Annotated in this window: 18 protein-coding genes; 17 read left to right on the top strand and 1 reads right to left on the bottom strand. The window is 44.1% G+C overall.

All coding sequences use genetic code 11. The annotated features are described in order from the left end of the window. Nucleotides 1-206: 206 nt before the first annotated feature. The 6 genes from hemW to dnaJ all read left to right on the top strand — a co-directional run bounded on the left by hemW (nt 207) and on the right by dnaJ (nt 7,085). The gene (gene hemW, locus MKY19_RS23545) at nt 207-1,379 is read left to right on the top strand and encodes a radical SAM family heme chaperone HemW (protein WP_042191005.1); all 1,173 of its coding nucleotides are present in this window, start codon (nt 207-209) and stop codon (nt 1,377-1,379) included. Nucleotides 1,380-1,472: 93 nt separating this feature from the next. Continuing rightward, nucleotides 1,473-1,964: an N-acetyltransferase gene (locus tag MKY19_RS23540; RefSeq protein WP_042194380.1), complete on the top strand. Its 492-nt coding sequence runs from the start codon at nt 1,473-1,475 to the stop codon at nt 1,962-1,964. A 104-nt stretch (nt 1,965-2,068) separates the two neighbouring features. After that, nucleotides 2,069-3,100 (top strand): heat-inducible transcriptional repressor HrcA, encoded by a 1,032-nt coding sequence (gene hrcA / locus MKY19_RS23535; protein ID WP_042191003.1) that lies wholly within the window; start codon nt 2,069-2,071, stop codon nt 3,098-3,100. A 62-nt stretch (nt 3,101-3,162) separates the two neighbouring features. Further along, a complete protein-coding gene (grpE, locus tag MKY19_RS23530) occupies nt 3,163-3,744 on the top strand; it encodes a nucleotide exchange factor GrpE (RefSeq protein WP_076284809.1) in 582 nt (193 codons plus the stop codon). 114 nt (nt 3,745-3,858) lie between these two features. After that, nucleotides 3,859-5,706 (top strand): molecular chaperone DnaK, encoded by a 1,848-nt coding sequence (dnaK, locus tag MKY19_RS23525; RefSeq protein ID WP_042190999.1) that lies wholly within the window; start codon nt 3,859-3,861, stop codon nt 5,704-5,706. Nucleotides 5,707-5,963: 257 nt separating this feature from the next. After that, complete coding sequence (gene dnaJ, locus MKY19_RS23520; protein WP_042130386.1) at nt 5,964-7,085, top strand: molecular chaperone DnaJ; 1,122 nt, start codon at nt 5,964-5,966, stop codon at nt 7,083-7,085. A 316-nt stretch (nt 7,086-7,401) separates the two neighbouring features. On the opposite strand, the gene MKY19_RS23515 is transcribed toward dnaJ, so the two are convergent. Beyond that, a complete protein-coding gene (locus MKY19_RS23515; RefSeq protein ID WP_339798069.1) occupies nt 7,402-11,877 on the bottom strand; it encodes a S8 family serine peptidase in 4,476 nt (1,491 codons plus the stop codon). A 284-nt stretch (nt 11,878-12,161) separates the two neighbouring features. Here MKY19_RS23515 and MKY19_RS23510 point away from each other — a divergent pair, with 284 nt between their 5' ends. The 11 genes from MKY19_RS23510 to mtaB all read left to right on the top strand — a co-directional run bounded on the left by MKY19_RS23510 (nt 12,162) and on the right by mtaB (nt 22,069). Continuing rightward, nucleotides 12,162-12,521, top strand: a complete 360-nt coding sequence (locus MKY19_RS23510) for a hypothetical protein (RefSeq protein ID WP_339798067.1) — start codon at nt 12,162-12,164, stop codon at nt 12,519-12,521. Nucleotides 12,522-12,560: 39 nt separating this feature from the next. Continuing rightward, nucleotides 12,561-12,740, top strand: a complete 180-nt coding sequence (locus MKY19_RS23505; protein ID WP_042130382.1) for a YfhD family protein — start codon at nt 12,561-12,563, stop codon at nt 12,738-12,740. A gap of 93 nt (nt 12,741-12,833) precedes the next feature. Further along, the gene (locus MKY19_RS23500; protein ID WP_339798064.1) at nt 12,834-13,208 is read left to right on the top strand and encodes a hypothetical protein; all 375 of its coding nucleotides are present in this window, start codon (nt 12,834-12,836) and stop codon (nt 13,206-13,208) included. Between the two features lie 520 nt (nt 13,209-13,728). After that, nucleotides 13,729-14,640 carry a methyl-accepting chemotaxis protein gene (locus tag MKY19_RS23495; RefSeq protein ID WP_339798061.1) on the top strand — a complete coding sequence of 304 codons (912 nt, stop codon included), beginning with the start codon at nt 13,729-13,731 and terminating at the stop codon, nt 14,638-14,640. Nucleotides 14,641-14,837: 197 nt separating this feature from the next. Beyond that, nucleotides 14,838-15,398, top strand: coding sequence for an RNA polymerase sigma factor (locus tag MKY19_RS23490; protein WP_339266616.1), 561 nt, complete (start codon nt 14,838-14,840; stop codon nt 15,396-15,398). Next, entirely contained in the window at nt 15,358-17,034 is a 1,677-nt protein-coding gene (locus MKY19_RS23485) for a DUF4179 domain-containing protein (RefSeq protein WP_339798058.1), read from the top strand. Before MKY19_RS23490 ends, MKY19_RS23485 begins: the two co-directional genes overlap by 41 nt. 134 nt (nt 17,035-17,168) lie before the next feature. Next, nucleotides 17,169-17,747, top strand: a complete 579-nt coding sequence (locus MKY19_RS23480) for a DNA-3-methyladenine glycosylase I (protein ID WP_339271769.1) — start codon at nt 17,169-17,171, stop codon at nt 17,745-17,747. 190 nt (nt 17,748-17,937) lie between these two features. After that, nucleotides 17,938-18,993: a 50S ribosomal protein L11 methyltransferase gene (gene prmA, locus MKY19_RS23475; protein WP_076299675.1), complete on the top strand. Its 1,056-nt coding sequence runs from the start codon at nt 17,938-17,940 to the stop codon at nt 18,991-18,993. Between the two features lie 2 nt (nt 18,994-18,995). Beyond that, nucleotides 18,996-19,679 carry a site-2 protease family protein gene (locus tag MKY19_RS23470; protein ID WP_042190984.1) on the top strand — a complete coding sequence of 228 codons (684 nt, stop codon included), beginning with the start codon at nt 18,996-18,998 and terminating at the stop codon, nt 19,677-19,679. A 278-nt stretch (nt 19,680-19,957) separates the two neighbouring features. Then, entirely contained in the window at nt 19,958-20,722 is a 765-nt protein-coding gene (locus MKY19_RS23465; RefSeq protein WP_339798056.1) for an RsmE family RNA methyltransferase, read from the top strand. 3 nt (nt 20,723-20,725) lie between these two features. After that, on the top strand, nt 20,726-22,069 hold the full coding sequence (gene mtaB, locus MKY19_RS23460; protein WP_339243213.1) for a tRNA (N(6)-L-threonylcarbamoyladenosine(37)-C(2))-methylthiotransferase MtaB: 1,344 nt from the start codon (nt 20,726-20,728) through the stop codon (nt 22,067-22,069). Nucleotides 22,070-22,232 lie beyond the last annotated feature (163 nt).

Genomic DNA, 22,232 nt, shown 5'->3' with positions numbered 1-22,232 from the left:
ACGGCTTAGCCGTCCTTATAGGGACGGTATCCGTTTCTGCGAGAAATACAAAATATATAGGATAACGTAAAACTTATACTTTTTTGTATTTTAAAATAGAGATCATTTATAAATGATCGCCCTTGGAGGGAAGCCGTCAGGCTTCCCTTTTCTTGTTTTTTAGATTACACTAGTCAAACGATATTTTTATATAAAGGAGACAGCTAATGACCACGAATACTAATGGCCGTCCCCCTGAGGCCGTATACATTCATATTCCTTTTTGTACCAATAAGTGCTTTTATTGTGATTTTAATTCCTACGTTCTCAAGGATCAGCCGGTTATGGATTATCTCCAAGCCTTGGATCGAGAAATGGAGCTGACCGTCAAGAACACTCCACCGGGTGTTATCAAAACGATCTTTGTCGGCGGTGGTACCCCAACAGTACTGAAGCCGGATGAGATGGCTTATTTTCTAAAATCAGTTCGGACACATTTCCCAAACTGGGATAAAGATATCGAGTTCTCTATGGAGGCAAATCCGGGAACTACGGATATAGATAAGTTGGCGGTTATGAAAGAAGGCGGCGTGAATCGGGTGAGCTTTGGTGTTCAGGCGTTTCAGAACGAACTCCTTACGGGTATTGGCCGGATTCATAATGTTGACGATGTATACCGCAGCTTGGAGAATGCTCGTGCAGTTGGTCTTAACAACCTGTCGGTTGACCTTATGTTTGGTTTGCCGAACCAAACTGTAGAGATGCTGGGCGAAAGTATTCGTAAGGCCTTGGAGCTTGATTTACCCCACTATTCTATTTACAGCTTGAAGGTGGAGGAGAACACTCTTTTTCACACCTTATTTAATAAGAACAAACTTCCTCTTCCTAATGAAGAAGATGAACTGCAAATGTACCTCTTGTTGATGTCATCTATGAAGGAAGCGGGTTATAACCAATACGAAATCAGTAACTTCGCAAAACCAGGTATGGAGAGTCGTCACAATATCACTTACTGGCGTAATGAAGATTATTATGGTCTCGGAGCAGGTGCACATGGATATGTGGGGCGCCAGCGTCATATTAATGTTAAGGGTGTAAATCCTTATGTTGAAGCTACACGTAAAGGGTTGCCTCGATTAGACGCATACCCAATCACTGAAGCAGAAGCGATGGAGGACTTTATGATGGTTGGCTTACGTATGCATGAAGGCGTCTCTAATGAGGCTTTTCAAGCGCAATTTGGGCGTTCGATAGAGGATGTATTTGCGAAATCCTTGCATAAGATGCTGCATGCGGGTCTACTTGAGCACGAAGAGGGGACTTACCGACTCAGCAAGCAAGGGATCCTTTTCGGAAACGATGTTTTCGCGGAATTTGTAGGCGCACTGACAGAAGTTTAATTTTAAAATACCCCTTGAATTGTAATTCACTCTGTTGTATATTTATTCATATTATCAACAGAGGGGTGAACTAAAGTGCTTGCCAAGACGGAAATGATCCGCCATTCGTCTCCAGCAGGAGACGCACAGGTGATTTGCAGAAATGCTGTGATAGAAGATGTTGAACCGTTGTATCTGATGATAGAAGAATACGCACAGCGCGGGATCATGTTGCCCCGTTCCAGGCAGGCGCTGACACGCCAGATCGATCAATTCGTTGTTGCAGAAATTGGCGGCAGATTCGTTGGCTGTGGGTCACTCTTCAGACTCGGGAATGATCTTGTAGAGATTCGCTCGATCGGTCTGAATGACGAAGGTAAGGGCAAAGGTGTAGGCTCAATGATTTTAGAGAAGTTGGTTGAGGAAGCCAGAAACCAGAAAATCCCTAAGGTCATGGCACTAACCTACGCCGTAGATTTCTTTCTTAGAAACGGATTCGAAGTTGTTGAGAAAGAGATTTTTCCCGAAAAGGTATGGACAGATTGCGTGAATTGTAAAAAGCAGCATGCCTGCGATGAAATAGCAGTACTTAAGATGCTGAACTGACTTGACAATGTCAATGTCAGTTTGGTATTTTTGTATTAGTGGTTAGCACTCATCTGAGTCGAGTGCTAACGAATCGGAGCCAACAGCCGATAGGAGGGGATAACATGTTAACTGATCGCCAGAGAATGATACTAAATGCAATTGTAGATGATTATATTTCATCGGCAGAACCAGTAGGATCTCGCAGCATTTCTAAACGGGGTGATGTAGGGTACAGCCCTGCAACTATTCGAAATGAAATGGCTGACCTAGAGGATTTGGGTTATCTCGAGCAGCCTCATACATCGGCGGGGAGAATACCTTCCCATAAAGGATACCGATATTATGTGGATCATTTGGTACCGTGGAATTCCGCCGAAACGGCAGAGATGGGCACGATCCGCGCTTTTTTTGCCGAGAAGCTGAATGCGATGGAGCAGGTAATCCAACATGCGGCGATGATTCTTTCCAATATGACGAATTACACTTCCATCCTTCTGGGACCGGAGGTTTTTCATACATCATTGCGTCATTTTCAGTTGTTACCACTAGATGATAAAACCGCTGTAGCGATTATTGTTACAAGTACGGGTCAAGTTGAGAACCGTACGGTGAACATTCCGCCGGAGATATCCGTTTCCGAGATGGAGAAAGTGGTTAACCTACTGAATAGTAAGCTGGTCAATGTACCACTCTATAAGCTGAAGACTCGGCTGTATTCCGAGCTTGGCGAGGAAATGCAGCGTCACATCTCACATTATGAAGAATTAATGCAAGTGCTAGACATTGCGCTGGAAAGTGATCAAGAGCAGCGTATCTATCTTAGTGGAGCGACGAATATGCTTACACAGCCTGAGTTCAAGGATGTTGACAAGGTGAAAAGCATTCTTGATCTGCTGGAAGAGACGCCTACATTGCTCAAAATGCTGGCCCCTACAACAGGCGGCACAGGTATCCAGGTCCGAATAGGGACGGAGAACAATCATGAAGCGTTCGCTAACTGCAGTCTGATCACCGCCACTTATTCTCTTGATGGGCAGGCACTGGGGAGCATTGGTATCCTTGGTCCGACACGAATGGAATATGCAAGAGTGATGGGGATCTTGGGCATTTTATCCCGAGATTTGACAGCGATGCTGGCACACTGGTATAAGTGAACAGAGTCAACATTGATTACGTGAATGATTTTAATGAATGATTTTAAGGAGGTGAAGACAACTTGAAAAAGGAACAAGTTCAAGATGCTAATGAATTCAAAGATGAATTGATAAATGAGGAACCTGAGGCTGATGTAGCTTCGGAAACCGACTCATTTACGGCAGAAGAAATTAGTGAAGGTGCTTCAGACACAGGTTCGGAGGTAAAACGTCTGCAGGATCTCGCTGATGAATATCAAGGACGTGCGCTGCGTGCGCAGGCTGATTTCGATAACTTCCGTCGTCGTACTCAGAAGGAGAAAGAAGAGTTGGCTCAATATGCCACCTCCAAGCTCGTGACTGAATTGCTTTCAGTACTGGACAATTTTGAGCGTGCTTTAGTGACTACTCCAAGCAGCCCAGAATCCGAAGCTTTCGTGAAGGGTGTTAATATGATTTTCCGTCAGCTAGATGGGGTATTGAAGTCCGAGGGACTTACGGCTATGGAAACAGTAGGACAGCCTTTTAATCCTGAATACCATCAGGCTATTATGCAGGTGGAGAGCGAGGAGTACGAAGAGGGTATCGTAACGGAAGAGGTCCAAAAGGGATACCTCCTGAAAGATAAAGTCCTTCGTCCTGCTATGGTCAAAGTCAGCATGTAATCTGTATATATAGGACGGGCAGTATCTGTCCACCATGTACCAATCGAATTTTTTAAATATTTTATTATTTTAATGAGCGAATGCTCCATATACCTTTAGAGGAGGCAAATTATTGTGAGTAAAGTTATCGGTATTGACTTAGGAACCACGAACTCTTGCGTTGCCGTAATGGAAGGCGGCGAAGCCGTTGTAATTCCAAACCCAGAGGGCGCACGTACAACCCCTTCGGTGGTAGGTTTTAAGAAAGACGGCGAGCGTATCGTCGGTGAAACAGCTAAACGCCAAGCAATTACTAACCCTGATCGTACGATCAGTTCTGTTAAACGTCACATGGGTACTAACCATAAAGAAAGCATCGATGGTAAAGACTACTCCCCACAAGAAATTTCAGCAATGATTCTTCAAAAGCTGAAATCCGATGCAGAAGCATATCTTGGCCAAACTGTTACTCAAGCAGTTATCACAGTTCCTGCTTATTTCAATGACAGCCAACGTCAAGCTACTAAAGATGCAGGTAAAATTGCAGGCTTGGAAGTTTTGCGTATTGTGAATGAGCCAACAGCTGCAGCTTTGGCATATGGTCTGGAGAAATCCGAAGATCAAACTATCCTTGTTTATGACCTTGGTGGCGGTACGTTCGACGTATCTATCCTTGAACTGGGCGATGGATTCTTTGAAGTAAAAGCTACAAGCGGCGACAACAAACTTGGTGGCGATGACTTTGACCAAGTGGTTATGGATCATCTGGTATCCGAATTTAAGAAAGAGCAAGGCATTGATCTGAGCAAAGATAAATCTGCTGTACAACGTTTGAAAGATGCAGCTGAAAAAGCGAAGAAAGAATTGTCGGGCGTACTGACAACCACTATTTCTCTTCCGTTCATCACTGTAGTTGACGGAGTACCTCAGCATTTGGAGATCAACTTGACTCGTGCGAAGTTTGATGAGCTTACTGCTGGTCTAGTAGAACGTACTTTGGGACCAACTCGTCAAGCATTGTCTGATGCTGGTATGACGCCTGCAGACCTTACCAGAATCGTTCTGGTTGGTGGTTCTACACGTATTCCTGCTGTACAAGATGCAATTAAGAAGCTTACAGGTAAAGATCCACACAAAGGTGTGAATCCGGATGAAGTTGTAGCTCTTGGTGCTGCTGTTCAAGCGGGTGTATTGACTGGTGATGTTAAGGACGTTGTATTGCTCGACGTAACTCCGCTTTCCCTCGGTATCGAAACTGCAGGTGGCGTGTTCACGAAGATGATCGAGCGTAACACTACAATTCCTACAAGTAAATCCCAAGTATTCTCGACCTTTGCTGACAACCAACCTAGCGTTGAGATTCACGTGCTACAAGGTGAGCGCCAAATGGCGAATGGCAACAAAACATTGGGACGCTTCATGCTGAACGAGATTCCACCAGCACCACGTGGCGTACCACAAATCGAAGTTTCTTTCGATATTGATGCCAACGGTATCGTGAATGTGTCTGCAACTGATAAAGGCACTAACAAGAGCCAAAAGATCACTATCACTTCTTCCAGCGGTCTGAGCGACGCAGAAGTAGAACAAATGATGAAGGATGCCGAGCTTCACGCTGAGGAAGACCGTAAGCGTAAAGAATTGGTAGAAGCGAAGAACAGCGCTGACCAACTCGTGTATTCCACTGAGAAAGTGATCAAAGATCTTGGTGATAAAGCTGATGCTTCCGAAGTTGAAAAAGCAAACGAAGCTAAAGATAAAGTGAAAGCAGCACTTGAAACTGACAATCTTGAAGAAATCAATGCAGCTACAGAAGCATTGACTGAGATTGTACAACAGTTGTCCATGAAGCTGTACGAACAAGCTGCTCAAGCAGAGCAAGGTGCTGAAGGTGGCGCTGGAGCTGCTGAAGGCGCTCCTAAGAAAGACAATGTAGTTGACGCTGATTACGAGGTTGTTGACGAAGATAAGAATCAAGGGTAACCTTAAACGATAAATGTATAGGGCGTAACTGATAAATTCTTATATAGTTAAGAAGGGAAGGTCAAAACCGGGTCATCCCGTGTTTTGACTTTCCTTTTGTAATATCAGTTTGCACACTCTTCGCGAATGCGCCTTCTGATATTGTAAGAATAAACATCTGCTGGAACTGGATGGTCAGATCCTGGGGTTTTATCGTATAATGGTTTCTTTGGCAGGTAATTAGGAATTTGAGTATGTAATGTACGGAGGTGAAAGCAGTGGCAGATAAACGCGATTATTATGAAGTGCTTGGCCTCAGTAGAGATGCTTCAGACGACGAGGTGAAGAAAGCGTACCGGAAATTGGCGCGCCAATATCACCCAGACGTGAATAAAGCAGATGACGCTGAAGCTAAGTTTAAAGAAGTAAAAGAAGCTTACGATGTTCTTAGCGACGGACAACAGCGAGCTAGATATGACCAATATGGCCATATTGATCCTAACCAAGGTATGGGCGGCTTCGGAGGCGGCGGTGGCGACTTCGGAGGATTAGGCGATATCTTTGATATGTTCTTTGGCGGCGGCGGACGTCGTGATCCTAACGCACCACAGCGTGGTGGGGATTTGCAGTATACGATGACCATTGAATTCAAGGAAGCGGTATTCGGTAAAGAAACTGATATCACTATTCCACGTACGGAAACTTGCGATACCTGCTACGGCTCCGGGGCTAAACCGGGTACTAAACCAGAGACTTGTTCCACTTGTCATGGTAGTGGGCAACAGGAATTCGTACAGAATACACCACTTGGACAGATGCGTAATCGTCGTCCATGTTCGCATTGCAGTGGTACAGGTAAGATTATTAAGGAAAAATGTACGACTTGTAGCGGACAGGGTAAAGTTAAGAAGCAGCGTAAGATTCATGTACGCATCCCTGCCGGTGTCGATGACGGTGCGCAGCTGCGCATGACTGGCGAAGGCGAGGGCGGCTTACGCGGTGGTCCTGCTGGAGACTTGTATATTGTCATCCGTGTCAAATCGCATGATTTCTTCGTACGTGAGAACGATGATATTATGTGCGAGGTTCCACTTACATTTGCACAGGCTGCACTTGGCGATGAGATTGAGATTCCTACCTTAACGGAAAAAGTGAAGCTGAAGATTCCTGCGGGAACGCAGACCGGTACTTTCTTCCGCCTTAAAGGTAAAGGTGTCCCACGTCTACGTGGATCTGGCCAAGGTGACCAGCATGTTAGAGTCATTGTTGTGACACCTAGCAAGCTGAATGATGAGCAAAAAGATTTGTTGCGACAGTTCGCCTCTCTAAATGGAGAAAACACACATGAGCATGAGCAATCTTTCTTTGATCGTGTGAAGCGTGCGTTCCGCGGGGACTGATATTTCTAACTTCATTAATTGAGCAAATAAATAATACAGCAGAGCAGCTATCCTCCCGTTATTTGGGGATCGCTGCTCTGTTTTTTTGATTAAGGCAGTTTGCTCATGTCGACTGTTAGTAGGGACAAGCTAGCCAATCTCATGGGGTGCTTTTCATGCCAATAGCGACTATGGGGTCCGTTAGCATACCAAATATCGCATAATCCAGCGTTTAAGGTCATCTGAGTCCGATGACTGCCTCGGAAACGCAAATGTGACTTATAGACGAAAAAGCCCCAGCAGTCATTGGCTGCTGGGGCTTTCTTTTAAAGTGCAACTAGATGTTGTTCGAAGAACGTAGGTTCTCAAGCACACGGCTCAGAATTGTTGCTGCTTGTGCACGAGTCAATGTACCTTGTGGATTGAAGCTGTCCGCAGTAACACCTTTGAGATAACCTTTGGTTACAGCATAGGCTACAGCGTTGCGTGCCTCCGCAGCGATGTTATCGGCATCCTTAAAGCTTAAAGGTGTCTTGGATACTGTAAGATCAGCACCAAGAGCCTTAGCGATGATAAGAGCTGCTTCCTCGCGAGTCAGCACATCACGAGATCCACTTTCTTTGATGCGAGTACTCCAAGTGTCACCTTTTCCAAGTAGACGGTCGAAGAGCGTTAGAAGCTCTGCCTGATTTAAAGTGTCAGCAGGTTTAAAGCTGCCATCGGCTCCTTTGCCGGCAATGATACCATGTGAAGCAAGGATTTCGATATCGGTTTGAGCCCAGTGTGTGCCAATATCTTTAAAGCTTATTTTTCGGGATGCTGCACTGTAAGAACCGTCACCAGTAACGTTAAACTGTAGAATCCCTTCTTTAGAGATAGAACCAGGTAGTAGATAGGACCATTTATGATCCTTTGATTCTACATAAGCGGCAGTCTTTCGTGCATCATGAAGACTGCTGGCCTTTAGATTAAGCTGAAGGATGATCGGCTTTCCGGTTGTCCAACCATTTTTGATAGTGAGAATGGAAGAACCGATATTTAATGCTGCTGAGCTACCTGCTAAAACTGCTGTGTTGCCCGCATCGGTCAGACTAATCGTAAGGGGTAAGCCGTTGCTGTTGATGAAATCCGGAAGTGTCGCCGCTGGAATGAGTACATTGAACCCACTACCGTTTAGGCGGAGTGCATACTCTGATTTCTTTAACTGCTCGGCTTGGGCCGGTGTAAGAGAAATAACAACTTGGCTATATTTATTGAAGCTTACATCGCTAAGATCAAGTACAGAAGTTTTATCTTTTGCATTCTGGATCGAATTTGCTAATGCAGTGTCTAAGATGTTGAACACCGCTGAAGACTTGCCACCTGCTGGATCTGCAGTCTCTACTAGCTTCCCAGATTTCAATGCGATTCCAGAAGCGGGAGCACTGGTTGCCGTAGGTACATTCGATTCAGGTGTAGGTGTTGGCTTCGGTGTTTCAGGTGTGTTAACAGTTACGCTTACCGTTCTCAAACCAGATGGGATCGTTGATGTTGTAGCATCATTCCAGACCTGTACATCGTATAGCTCCAAGTCGTATTTTCCCGCTTTAGATGGTTTGAAGGTTATTTTGCCTAGTGAGCCAGAGCCGTGATAAGCACCACCTGATAGATTGACGCTATACTGTGTCAGTTTGCGGCCGTCTCCGAGATCATAGGTTTCTGAGAATTCTGTAAGTGCAACACTAGAGAAATTCTCCTCTTGATACGTAGCCAGTTGTACGCTTGGCTGGATCGCTGGTGTTTCGAGAGAACCATCGTAGATGACAGCGAATGAAGCCCCATAGATGCCATAAACCTCATCAGTCACGGAATACCCTAGATCAACGGTTACCGGCTGTCCCAAATCAATAGTGGCTGCAGATAGAGACGGATTTACATTGAAAATACCATCCCCTGTGCTATAAAGCAGTCGCTGAGCATAATCATCGTCGTCTGCGCCATTACCTACTTTATCAACCACATAGATTTTGTACTCATTAAGCCCTTCGTTAACCGGAACGTCAATGGAAAAAGCACCATTACCTGCAATTACTCCACCGAATTTATAAGTATTTCCATCATAATGTTTACCTTCGGCGTACACGGTAAACCAGTTTCCAATAGGTTTTGTATTAGAAATATAATAGGCCATTAGGTCATCATCAATGAACCCACTAATTTCTGCCGCACCAGGATCGGTTGGCGCCTCACGTTCGTACTCCTCAAGTGTGATGCCGGAAACTAATGGCTTCTCGGTATCAATTGTGAACTTGATCTTTTGTGTCTCGAGCAGTTGTCCATTGGGAAGCACAGGAGTGATGTAGTAGTGACCATCTGGTAAAGTGGAATTGGCGGAGGTCTCCAGGTCTGTTAACGTTCCATCCCAATTTGTAATTTCGTACACGCCACGATAGACCTTTTCATCGATAGAATAAACTGCACCTAAAACTGTCGCAGGAGCATCTATTGAAGAGGCTACAAAACTTATGCCATCCAGCTCTTCATTGACAGAGAAGGTAAAGGTGGTATCGTCTGAGCGTCCATCCCCATTAGGAGAAATCTGTGGATCTTCAAAAGAAAGTTGATTAACAGGCTCTAAATTGAATTTATCGCCAACAAGTGCATTAAAGGGAAGACGAAGAGTTTCTGTATCAGAGGTTAGGAACAGGATGCCTTCATATGCTCCCTCTTTTGCAGTGTCAGAAACCTTCAGTGTAAATTGTGCATAATGATCTACACCTGAGGTAATACTTTTTGGTGCAATATTAATACTAATGTCACCAGGCGCTTCTGTAAGCCATTCGGTGGACAGCGTGTAGGTTGATCCAATCCCTTTAAAGTCCTCTACATAAACTGATTTTGTTACGCTAGCCCCTTTTGGGAGCAGGCCAAAGGACAAGGAACCTGTGTAATAAGGGATTTCTACAGTACCTGGAAGACCACTAATTAAGCTCTCCCCGACTTTAGCAATAGATTCAGCTTTAGCTGATTTCTCCAAATTAATTAATCCGGCACCTTGTTGATATAGTGAGTAAGGATTCCCATCACGGTTAAAGATAGGATCAGCATTGTTCATTAGCAGTGCTTTAATTTCATTTGGCTTAAGATCAGAGTTTTCACTCAGTAGCAAAGCTACAGCTCCTACAACATGTGGGGTTGCCATGCTGGTGCCGCTTTTTAAGCCATAAGCGTGTTCGTAATCCCCACTCCAGCTAGGAATTGTGGAGTTGATATTTACTCCAGGAGCTACAACATCAGGTTTGATTAGATAATCCGGCATCCCCGGGCCCATAGAGCTGAAGTTTGCTAACTGATTTACTTCAAGCCCTATATAGTAACTGATAATATCTTTAGCAGCATCCAATTGAGCTTTTATCTTTTTGCCATCTGCTTGAGAAATTCCGTAGGTAGGAATGTAATTCCCGGGTGCACCGAGGGTGGGACTAAGTTCACCTTCAGCATTATTAGCAATTAGGACAAGCTTGGCTCCAGCTGCTTTGGCATTTAGAGATTTATCTCCGAAACTCAGCTCACCTCGATCGACAAGGACTACCTTATCTTTGACATCCAAATTTGTGTAATCGGAAGTAGCTCCAAGACCAGCGTAAACGATCTTACTACCAGCGATATTATCAACTAAATCTGGGGAATAAGTGGCTAATGTCCCTGGGATTTTTTTAACATCGCCAATATCAAAGAATGGGGTATTCACTGGGGTAGTAGAAGCACCTACACTAAGTGCAAGTTGAGATCCAGCAGGTTCGCCTAATGTTCCTACATCCGGTCCAGCGTTACCGGCGGCAACTACAACATTCACGCCCGACTTTATGGCGTTGTCTATCGCGATTGAACTTGCGGAATAGCTTTGGTTAACATCAGAGCCCAGGGAGAGGTTAATTATATCGGCTCCATCAGCGACCGCTTTCTCAATACCCGCGATTACAACCGCTGTTGGACCGGAACCGTAAGGGCCAAGTACGCGATACGCGTACAAATCCACCTCAGGTGCAACATCCAATATTGTACCGGCTACATGAGTGCCATGCGAGGTTTCATATGGGCTACCATTTTTTGGAGGGAAGTTGGCATCAGGAGGTGTTTCTGACGGATCATTATCCTGATCATAAGCATCGTAACCGCCCTTATAATTATCCTTTAATAAAGGGTGGTTTTTATCGATGCCGGTATCTACAACCGCTACCTGTACCCCTTCTCCTGTGTAACCTAATGCATGTAGTGTATCCGCACCTATAAGATTGCCACTGTCCGAATAAGAACGTGTAACAGGCAAAGTCGCTACCTCAACACTGTCTGCTAACGCATGTACTTCATCATTTGGATAAACAGCTGCAACGCCCGGAAGCTCTAACAGCTTGTTTACTTGATTGGCTGGCAACGTAATGGAATACCCGTTAAAAATTTCACTGTATTCAAAACCGATGTCCGCATCGATTTTCTGCGCTGAGGAAATAAAGCTTTTATGCTCTGAGATAATTTTACTGCGTTGTAAGGAGACTGAGGATCGTAAAGAAGAAGTTTTAGCCTCATTTTCATACACACTGACTGGTTTATTAGTTAATTCCACGATCACGGATACTGGTGCTGAACCTTTGAGCACACCCGCGTAGTTATGAGGGGTCACACTTTGAGACTGTACATTATTAGCTAGGTTAGTTGATGTTTCAAGGGATGAGTTCGCAAATGCAGCGGATGGAAAAAGGACAGAAACAGCCAGTCCGAAGCTCGCCGCCCCAATACCAAATTTTTGAATAGAGTGTTTAAAGGTACGTTTCAAATAAGTTCATCCTCCCAAATGAATTTTTATATTGCAGTGTGTATCTGTAGTTCTCCTCCTCAGCGTAAAATGTAAAAAATTATGAAAATTAAATTTATTCTACAGCTATAACTTCAAATCGAATATACAACTTTAGCACTATATTGCAGGGAAGCGTCGAGGAAAATGTCGAATTCCCAGTAAATAAGTAGAGTATGAGAAAAAAAGGGCATAAAAGAAGTGAAATGAAGACAACATAAAGGAATGCAACAGATATCTGAATTTCAAGCGAGAGCGGGGATAAGATGTCGGAAAGATCTATTTTGGCTTTTTTTAAAAGTCCTGAGGAAGCGGAGGGTGTTGCTCGTAAGCTCCGGGCACTTCGGGCCATTGAAATTTCCGTTGATCGCTTCAGTAGATATGGAGGCACGAGCTTTAGCTCAGGGGTAAACCCAGTGACAGGCAATGTTGCCAGAATGGACTCCATGACTGCTGAGCGTGCACACACAGGCATACTAGCTGCTGCTGATACCAGCGCCAGTGGGATGAGTCATGGCGGAGATGGAGGACCGACGGGTAGAGATATTTTACTTACGGTGATCTTGAATTCGGAGTCCCATGATCAAGCATTACGCTTAATTGAAGAAGCAGGCGGGATGATTTGAATAATAATTTTCTTAATAAGAAGGGAGACGATCGATACTATGGATAGAGAGAACTCGCAAATATTCTCAAAGACCGAGAAGATGAAAATGCTGTACGAGGCGAAGGCAGAGGACGTAGAGTTTTCAGCAGCGGAGGCAGATCTGGAGGATATCGAAGCCCAGGCCCGGGCTTTAGAAGCAGACAAACGTCAGCTGCATGAAATTATGAAAAAAGAATAGATGCTAAAAGCTAAGGCAGATACCTCACATTGTGGGGTATTTTTGCGTTCTGGTGTGTATAATTAGGAGAATAGCCCAAACAGGGGGGAGAATATGGACAACGTTATTTTATGGATAGGTTTAGCACTGCTTATCGCATTCTTAACTTTTATGAATCAGAAGCAACTGTACTCTTCAAAAGTAAAACAGGCCTACCGTGAGCTGCGGGAGCTAACTGAAAAAGTTCGGCTGGAACGATCTGAGGCAAGCGATTTATACCGTTGGGAAGTAGAATTAGCCGAGATGGAGAAACACCCGAACGAACTTAATAAACTGGATGCTGAGATTGGGGTTCGCCAGGCGTTTGTGATGTATTTGGAAAGACATAGTCCTCAAGATGCAAGACTTCCAAGTTTAAAGGAGGCTGCTGCCCATCAGAAGGATTCAGTATGGGGAATCAAGATGGGAGATTACGGATCCAAGAAATAAGGAAATGTACATATAAGGGCTATGTTTGCTGGACCGTTTGGTATGTGCATTTTCAAGAGACAAATTAGTATTAATAGGAACTTGCTTCGAACCCTGGCTGGAATTACGGCTGGGGTTTTTGTGGTTAAAAATAATTACGGAAAAACTCCCTGTATTTTTCTCCAGACGCCTAAAAATGTGAGCTTTTAGGGAGAATCTCCCACAAATAACTCTTAAAACTAGAAAAAGGCTTGATTTTATAAGATTATAGGGAGCATTTCCCCAAAAAAGAGATAAATCTTCGATATTCGTGTATTTATAGGGAGGTTTTCCCTAATTATCATCACTTAAAAGTATTTCAGGGATCAATCTATTAGAAATGAGCAATACTCACTCGCCATCGGCCTTTTTTAACAACGAATTTTAATAAATTTAATAAGAATCATGTATTTCTCTCTGCGCAATAAGAGCGTATAATTGTTCAGATATACTTCATGATGACGCGACGAGTAACTTATAGATATCCAGGAGGAATTATTATATGGGAATGGTACACTCTCAGGGAGTTACCGATGAGCTTGTTGTCCGATCTTTAGAAAAAAATTTAGCGATTATAAGGTTTGATCTTGAGCGACGAGTGGCTTATGTGAATGACGTTTTTGCTAGTTCGATGGGGTATAACAAAGAAGAGATGTATGGTATGCATCATAAAGAGTTTTGCTTTCCTCACTTTGTAAATAGCCCGGGCTATGAGCTGTTCTGGCAGGATCTTTTTTCAGGAAAAAGTGTTCAGGATAAGATCGAACGAATGGATGCAAAAGGAAATGCGGTATGGCTGGAAGCTACATATATGCCTGTCTTTGATGAAAATAATGAACAGGTCATTGGCGTATCTAAGATAGCGACTAATATCACGGATCGACAAAATAACATGAGTGTTGTGGTACAGCGGATGAAAGAGATGTCGGACAGCTTAAATCATAGAGCCGAGAAAGGCATTGAACGTAGTCAAGAACTATTGCTGAGTATCGATAAAATAGCCGAAGTATCCATTGAAAATACACAGACTCTAGCTAATCTGGAGACACAAGCGGTATCGATTCAGGGAATTGTACAAACTATTCGTAACATTGCTTCGCAAACGCAACTGTTAGCGCTTAACGCAGCAATTGAAGCGGCACATGCCGGGGAGTTTGGGCGTGGTTTTGACGTGGTTGCAAAAGAAGTTAGGAAGCTATCTTCCATGGTGCAGGATTCGATCATTCAAGTGAAAGATAGTGTGGATGCCATTACGCTGGAAATCAATAAGATCTCCAAAGGAACAAACCAGGTGCAAGAAAATATAGAAGCTAGTCAACAGCAGATTCAAATAGCCTTAGATGATTTCAATAATATTTCTTCCTCAGCCCAGGATTTAGATACACAAGCACGAGAGGTTATGAATATCATTTAATTTCTGTATGCTGTTAGCGTGAATATAAAGGAAAGCCAGTTCTCAGATTTATGGGGAGTGGCTTTTTGTGTTGCGAGTATAATTGCTATCTTTCATCTGTTATTACTAGCATCTATAGTTTATGCTCAGAAAAACGAACCTTTTCCAGAGATTGGTTGTCATATAGATATCACAGATAAGAAAGGAGGGCGCGAGATTTGGAGACTAACCGGGAATTATTCGAAGCCTACAACAAGGATGTATATCGGACCTGCTACTATATGGTGCATGACGCCGCGGATGCGGAGGACTTGACGCAGGATGTGTTCATTACCGTATTTCACACGAATCGTGAGAACGTAGAGCATTTGAAGGCTTGGATTATGAAAATAACGGTCAACCATTGCCTGAATCATTTGAAACGGAAGCGTACTTTACAACAAAAAATCTCAGACAATCTTTATTTATTTAAGAAGTCTCCTGAAATCCCTGTAGAACGATTGATTGAGCAGCGGGAGACGACAATGGAATGGGCGAAATATTTGAGCCAGCTCCCAGTCAAACTTCGGATGGTGATTACGCTTAGGTACATGCATGATTTCAGCTTGGCTGAAGTATCAGACCTGCTATCCATCCCGCTCGGGACGACCAAATCAAGGCTGCATAAAGGGCTAAAGGTATTGCGGAGAATTTTGCTGGAGGCTGGGGTTCAAATTGAACGGAAAGAGGGCGAATCTTATGAAAAAGTTGGAGAATATGCTGGAGCATCAGCTAAATGAGGGTCAAAGTGTAACATATCCTGATTTTGAAAGCATGTGGGAGAGAATTGAACATAAAAATACAACATCTTTTCACGCTCGGATGAGCAGTGGTAGCCAGAAACAGGGGAGAAACTGGAGCAAAATAGCACTTGTTTCATCGTTTTCAGTACTTCTAGCGGCGGCGCCAGTATATGCGGCAGTTCATTATAATTGGGATACAATGCTCCGTGAAAAAGGTGGTATTCAGGCGGCACTGGCACAAAACCTCGGTCAAAAGCTGGATCAATCGGTGACAAAGGACGGAGTGACGCTAAAGCTACATACCGCCATTGTGGATGAGAATCGAACGGTCATCTTATTCACATTGGATGTTGGACAACGACAGGACAGTGAAACTTGGCGTGTGACTGAGATGACCCTGAAAGGTACTGAGGGGGGAAATAGTTCTGGAGAGTACAATTATCTGAACTGGGACGAAAAGAACCAAATTTATAACGGTTATTTCGAAAGTGAATGGACACCAGAGAAGGACACCGTGAATGTTCAGCTAGTTACAAATGATATTCAGGCTTTTAGTGAACAATCGTTAGATTTGCCGCTGGATATTCACTCGACGGAGACACAGAGCTTCCCTATTGGACAGGAGGGGATGCGCAGCATAGAGGTGAAGCCGTTTACCCAAGGTCAAGAGAAAATGTTATTCTCTTCAGCGATCATTTTTGATCAGCCAGAAGCAAAAGAATGGGCCTATCCAAATATTGTCGGTTACAAAAATGGAACGCTCATAAATTCGCTGCCTGGAGGTACTTTCGGTACACCAGGAGAAAAAGGGGAGTATACAGCGCAGCAATACTTTAAGGCGGAGGATGTTTCCGGTGGTCAAACGACTTATAAGCTGCAATATATGAAGAAAGAAAAAGATGTTAATGGACCACTTTCATTCGATCTTCAATTAAGTAAAAAGCAGATGGAGAGCGGGACGATAAAAACCAGTCTAAATCTGCCGCTCGAGGCAGGTGAGACTGATTACACGCTGGAGAATATGGTTGTGTCGCCTACTCAAATTCGAGTCACAGTTAGAAGTAAGGATATAGACAATGGCTTCCCTTATAAAAAGTATGCTCTTGAAGTAGCAGGCAAGACGCTTGAGGGGAATTTATGGAGATCTCCAGAGGGTGAGCCGGAGCTGACAGTGCTTCGTTTCGAGCGGCCAGTCGATCTTGAAATTACGAAAGAGACTCCGATTACCTTTGTAGCTAAATATAAGGTGATTCAGCATGGCAGCTATAAAATTACCAAAAATAATGATGACAAAATACCGCTTCTTTTAACGAACATCTCTCAAAAGAAACAGACGATTATCCAGCAACTCAACGGGTATCCGGTGAAGTGGACATACTATATGCAAGGATCCGATCTTTATGTAGAAACTGGAAGTGAAGATGCTCGCTTCGGTGGAATTAACCAGACACACATCGGGTTGGGTAAGGAGCGCATCCTAGGTAAACCGCTAACCGTCAATTTCGCGGGGGATGGAAACAACAAGGCCATTGATGTGTATAAGGATTTTAAAGGTACAGAAGCTACTATCTATATGTTCTACTATACAACTGATGATTCGGATAAAGAAACGAGAGTGCAGATCCAGTTATAAGAGTTAGAAGAAGCATAATTAAAGGAAATAGAATAACTTTTTTAGGGGATGAACCTTGTGTTCTTCCCTTTTTTTCGTATACAGTGAGTAGACGTTGTAAAGGTTTAGCTATGAATAATTAAAGGGGGGAAATGATGGAAGTCACTCGCTGTGCTTGGGTCAATGATGATCCTCTATATATTGCCTATCATGATGAAGAGTGGGGAAAGCCTCTGTATGGTGACCAAAAGCTGTTTGAATTGCTTATGCTGGAAGGGATGCAGGCAGGGCTGAGCTGGTACACGGTACTAAAAAAACGGGCGCGTTTCAGAGAGGTATTTGACGGATTTGATCCGAATAAGATTGTCCATTATGATGAAGCCAAAATGGCAGAGCTAATGAGTGATCCAGGGATTATTAGAAATCGATTGAAAATTGATGCTATCATTCGTAATGCGGGTGTGTATTTGCAAATTTGCGAGGAATATGGCAGCTTTGCAGAGTATCTCTGGAGCTTTGTCGGAGGTGTGCCAACTATTAATCATTGGAAGACTCGTGCAGATGTACCTGCTTCGACGGCTCAGTCTGATGAGATGAGTAAGGCATTAAAGAAGAAAGGCATGAAGTTTGTGGGTACTACAATATGTTATGCTTTTATGCAGGCATCGGGGATGGTGGATGATCATTCGCTCAACTGCTTTTGTAGGTGTAAAGAGGACGTCGTAGGTCGTTGAGCTGTAGTTTGGCGTTACACCAATAAGAAATGTTATACTATGAAGCGAATGCTTTCGAAGCGAGTTTTGCACGAAGTAAATCAATGAAGCAAATGCTCACAAAACTAAGCCTATGCTTTCGAAGCGAGTTTTGCACGAAGTAAACCAATGAAGCAAATGCTCACAAAACTTTTAGGAGGATTACATAAAGATGTTATGGCATGAAGTGACGATACATACAACAGAAGAAGCACAGGAAATGATTTCGAATTTTTTATATGAAGCTGGTGCGGGTGGGGTTTCTATCGAGGAATCCGGCACTCTGAATAAAGAACGGGATACACGTTACGGTGAATTGTACGACCAACCTTTGAATGATATTCCTGAAGGGGAAGCGGTCATAAAAGGGTATTATGCCGATTCCACAGATATGGATGCTGTTATAGAAGAATTGACTCCACGGGTAGCCGAATTGCATGAGTACGGGATTGATCCAGGCAAAGCGTTGATTTCTTGGAAGACTGTGGATGAAGACGAATGGGCGCATGCATGGAAGCAATATTTCAAGCCGCTACGCGTATCCAAACGTCTTACCATTAAACCAACCTGGGAGGAATATACGCCTGAGAGTCCAGATGAAGCCATCATTGAGATCGACCCTGGCATGGCATTTGGTACTGGGACTCACCCTACAACAGCTCTGTGCCTCCGTGCACTTGAAAAGAATATTAGCGGCGGTGAAGAAGTTATCGATGTCGGCACCGGTTCAGGAATTTTGGCTGTAGGTGCGATGCTGCTAGGTGCAAAATCCGTATTGGCCTTAGATTTAGATCCGGTGGCTGTGGAAAGTGCACGGGAGAATGTAGCCCTTAACAAGCTTGAATCATCCATAACGGTAAAAGAGAGCGATCTTCTATCGCTGCTGGGCGGGGAAGGCGTAGCTGATACAGCGGCTGGAGAGATGTGGCCATCCGCTAGACCTGGTCACTCACTAGAAGGAGCCGTTCCTGCTAAGCAAGAGCAAGAAGGCAGCCTTGGCGTGACATTGCCTGTACAAATTGTAGTTGCGAATATTTTGGCGGAAATCATCGTATTGTTTACGGATGATGTGTACCGCGCGCTTCAGCCTGGAGGCCTCTACATTACCTCAGGTATATATAAAGATAAAGAAGGACTTGTAGCGAACGCGCTGAAAGCGTCTGGTTTTGAGATTATTGAAATATCCCGTGAGGAAGATTGGGTGGCGTTTACAGCCGGAAAGAGGTAAAGATGGATATATTACAAAATATAATTCGAGTAGATTTAGATCAGCTTCCTTTCCTGCTCATTACAATTTTAATTGCTTTTACAGTACATGAATTCAGTCATGCATATTTCGCGAATAAGTTCGGTGACCCAACGGCAAGATTACTTGGCCGCATGACGCTTAATCCTGCTGTTCATTTCGATTTCTTTGGTATTTTGCTGCTGCTAGTTGCTGGCTTCGGTTGGGCACGTCCGGTTCCGGTAAACCGCGATAACTTTAGTCGTCCTCGTCTCATGGGAGTCATCGTGTCGGCTGCGGGACCAATCAGTAACCTGCTCTTAGGAATTATTGGTGCTATAATATACGGTGCACTTGCGGCAACTGGAGTTCTAGATAATATCTCGAATGATCGCATGCTTGAGGCTGTATACTTATTCTTTGGCACCTTCATTCAATGGAACTTCTTTCTGTTTCTGTTCAATCTTATTCCGCTGCCGCCACTGGATGGCTATCGGATTGTGGAAGATATCGCCCCACGTTCGATCCGCGGCAAATTACAGCAATTTGAACAATGGGCTGTATTTCTCTTTTTATTGATTCTGTTTATTCCTGGGCTACGGACGTATACGATTGATCCGCTCGCAGGCTGGGCTAGTGAAATGTCGAGAACATTTGTACAGTTGTCTCTAAGAATTTTTGGCAGCTAAGGCAAGGGATGAAGTCTGTTCAACCTTTGTCAAACATTGTATTATGTAATTTGATCAAAATTTGATCGTTAATTTTCGTCTGACCGAACCTTATATTTCTTGAAGAAACGGGTGATGTCCTTATAAGGGCGACTAAGCCGTTTCTTCAAATATAAGAAAGTATAAGTACCACTCTATACTTTATGACTTATATTTTTCGATTAAACGCTTACCGTCCTTATAAGGACGCCGAAGGCGTTTATACTTGTTACTGAATTTATGAACAGGATGATGATGAGATGCAGCGATATTTCGTTACACCGGAGCAGTTTGGTGCGGATACCGTGAGAATTGATGGGGAAGATGCCCGTCATATCGCTAAAGTGATGCGTGGTAAGGCAGGGGACAAGCTTATTGTTAGCGATGGTGTTTCCCGTGAGGCATTAGTAGAGATTGCGCAGATTGAAATTGGGGAAGTCACTGTGAACATTTTGGAGTCCTTGGAGATGACGCATGAACCTCGAATTAAAATTACAGTCGCTCAGAGCTTGCCTAAAGCCGATAAGATGGAAACTGTCATTCAGAAGTGTACAGAGATTGGTGCTGTAGGCTTTGTTCCTTTTCTGTCAGAACGCACAATAGTACAATACGACGAGCGTAAAGAAAGCAAACGACTGGATCGCTGGCGTAAAATTTGTAAGGAAGCTGCCGAACAGGCTCATCGGAACATCGTTCCGTCTGTAGGGTCACCGTTGTCCTGGAAACAGCTTTTGCAGACTTTTAGTGAATATGATGCTGTTTATTTCTGTTATGAAAAAGAGGAAGGCTTACAGCTTCGAAGCAGCGTCGCTCCATGGTTAGCATCGCTTTCGCCGCAGTCTGGCGGGAAAATTATGGTTGTGGTAGGTCCTGAAGGAGGTTTTACTCCGGAGGAATGCCTCAAGGCAGAAGAAGCCGGGGCAGTAACCGTAGGACTAGGACGGCGAATTCTGCGCTGTGAGACAGCGGGCATGGTTGCCGCTGCTTGTATATTATATGAATCTGGAGAAATGGGAGGAGCTTAAGAGATGCCATCCGTAGCGTTTTATACTTTAGGTTGTAAAGTGAATTTCTATGATACCGAAGCCATTTGGCAGCTATTTAAAAATGAAGGTTACGAGCAGGTTGATTTCGAGGGTCCCGCCGATGTATATCTGATTAATACTTGTACAGTAACTAACACAGGTGACAAAAAAAGCCGTCAAATGATCCGACGTGCCGTGCGCCGTAATCCAGAGGCCATCGTAGCCGTAACAGGCTGCTACGCACAAACCTCTCCTGGGGAGATTCTAGATATTCCTGGAGTTGACCTTGTCATCGGTAACCAGGACCGCGATCAGATCATGACACATGTGAAGAATATTGAAGCCTCACGTCAGCCGGTCAATGCTGTGCGTAATATTATGAAGACACGTGAGTTCGAAGAGATGGATGTGCCAGGCTTTGCGGATCGGACGCGTGCTTTTATGAAGATTCAGGATGGTTGTAACAACTTCTGCACCTTCTGCATCATTCCATGGTCGCGTGGACTTTCTCGCAGCCGTGATCCAAAAAGCATCGTAGCTCAAGCGCATCAATTGGTAGAAGCAGGGTATAAGGAGTTTGTACTAACGGGTATTCATACCGGAGGTTACGGTGATGATCTTGATAATTACCGTCTTTCCGATTTACTGTGGGATCTAGATAAGGTAGATGGTCTGGAACGGGTGCGTATCAGTTCTATCGAAGCTAGTCAGATTGATGAGAAGCTGCTTGAGGTGCTGAACCGTTCCTCCAAAATGTGCCGTCATCTGCATATTCCGTTACAAGCCGGACATAATGATGTGCTGAAAGCGATGCGCCGTAAATATACGACAGAAGAGTATTACGCCAAAATGCAATTGATCCGCCAGGCGATGCCAGATGTCGGGATTACCACTGACGTTATCGTTGGATTCCCGGGTGAGACCGATGAGATGTTCCGTGCCGGATACGATTTCATGAAGGCTGTAAATTACTCGGAGATGCATGTATTCCCGTATTCCAAGCGGACAGGTACTCCTGCAGCGCGGATGGAGAATCAGATCGATGAGGAGATCAAAAATGTACGCGTGCAGGAGCTGATTGATCTATCCGAAGAAATGCAATTAGCATATGCCCGTAAGTTTGTAGGACAGACGCTTAGTGTGATTCCGGAAAGATCCGCTAAAGGAGCTCCGGGCCGCAATATCCAGCATGGATTCAGCGACAACTATTTGCAGGTCTTCTTTGATGGAGAGGATTCACTTCAAGGAGAACTTTGTGAGGTGAAGATCACCGAAGCAGGTGTGAACGAATGCCGAGGCGAATTGGTCGGGGTTAGTCAGAGCGGTCTTAAGCTGGCTGTTCGTTAAGGAATAGACGTTAGTTAAAAGACAGCAAAGGAGCAATTCTCCCGTTAATGGAGAATTGCTCCTTTGTGTGTTTGGCGTTAGCTGAGAAATGTAACCGCATAGCAGAGGAATAGCTGCTACATGGGAGAGGTATAGCTCTCTCCTAATCTTGCGGTTTTATATG

Source organism: Paenibacillus sp. FSL R5-0744, assembly GCF_037972555.1.
In the GTDB taxonomy this organism is placed as follows: Bacteria; Bacillota; Bacilli; order Paenibacillales; family Paenibacillaceae; genus Paenibacillus_AQ.
The sequence above is the reverse complement of the archived record's forward strand: the minus strand, read 5'-3'. Positions and strand labels throughout refer to the sequence as shown.

What these genes read in the sequence shown, in the direction of transcription:
- MKY19_RS23500 (WP_339798064.1), top strand. Translation starts at nt 12,834, where the DNA reads ATGGACAACGTTATTTTATGGATAGGTTTAGCACTGCTTATCGCATTC.
- MKY19_RS23465 (WP_339798056.1), top strand. Translation starts at nt 19,958, where the DNA reads ATGCAGCGATATTTCGTTACACCGGAGCAGTTTGGTGCGGATACCGTG.
- MKY19_RS23470 (WP_042190984.1), top strand. Translation starts at nt 18,996, where the DNA reads ATGGATATATTACAAAATATAATTCGAGTAGATTTAGATCAGCTTCCT.
- hrcA (WP_042191003.1), top strand. Translation starts at nt 2,069, where the DNA reads ATGTTAACTGATCGCCAGAGAATGATACTAAATGCAATTGTAGATGAT.
- hemW (WP_042191005.1), top strand. Translation starts at nt 207, where the DNA reads ATGACCACGAATACTAATGGCCGTCCCCCTGAGGCCGTATACATTCAT.
- MKY19_RS23505 (WP_042130382.1), top strand. Translation starts at nt 12,561, where the DNA reads ATGGATAGAGAGAACTCGCAAATATTCTCAAAGACCGAGAAGATGAAA.
- MKY19_RS23485 (WP_339798058.1), top strand. Translation starts at nt 15,358, where the DNA reads ATGAAAAAGTTGGAGAATATGCTGGAGCATCAGCTAAATGAGGGTCAA.
- mtaB (WP_339243213.1), top strand. Translation starts at nt 20,726, where the DNA reads ATGCCATCCGTAGCGTTTTATACTTTAGGTTGTAAAGTGAATTTCTAT.
- MKY19_RS23510 (WP_339798067.1), top strand. Translation starts at nt 12,162, where the DNA reads ATGTCGGAAAGATCTATTTTGGCTTTTTTTAAAAGTCCTGAGGAAGCG.
- prmA (WP_076299675.1), top strand. Translation starts at nt 17,938, where the DNA reads ATGTTATGGCATGAAGTGACGATACATACAACAGAAGAAGCACAGGAA.
- MKY19_RS23495 (WP_339798061.1), top strand. Translation starts at nt 13,729, where the DNA reads ATGGGAATGGTACACTCTCAGGGAGTTACCGATGAGCTTGTTGTCCGA.
- MKY19_RS23540 (WP_042194380.1), top strand. Translation starts at nt 1,473, where the DNA reads ATGATCCGCCATTCGTCTCCAGCAGGAGACGCACAGGTGATTTGCAGA.
- MKY19_RS23480 (WP_339271769.1), top strand. Translation starts at nt 17,169, where the DNA reads ATGGAAGTCACTCGCTGTGCTTGGGTCAATGATGATCCTCTATATATT.